We start from the raw sequence: 205 nt of genomic DNA, 5'->3' as shown, positions 1-205 counted from the left end.
GCGTCTCCGGCGGCGTGCGCCACGTCACCGACGACGGCAGCACCGTGAAGTCAATGTTGTGGCGGCTCTCCCCGCCGTCGCCGCTGGCGTAGGGGTTCTCGGCGAAGTCATAGCTCGCCGAGGTCACTAGGTATTCGCCGTTGTCGCTGAAGTGCGGCGCGTTGAGGACCGAGAAGGTGTACCCCGGCGCGATGCCGGTGGCCGT

Annotated in this window: 1 protein-coding gene; it reads right to left on the bottom strand. The window is 67.8% G+C overall.

The window, feature by feature from the left end:
• Positions 1-205: hypothetical protein (locus HFD92_RS21620; RefSeq protein ID WP_167429680.1), on the bottom strand; the 205-nt coding region annotated here is incomplete at both ends.

It is taken from the genome of Pantoea sp. EKM101V (assembly GCF_011800325.1).
GTDB classification, from domain to species: domain Bacteria; phylum Pseudomonadota; class Gammaproteobacteria; order Enterobacterales; family Enterobacteriaceae; genus Pantoea; species Pantoea anthophila.
The sequence above is the reverse complement of the archived record's forward strand: the minus strand, read 5'-3'. Positions and strand labels throughout refer to the sequence as shown.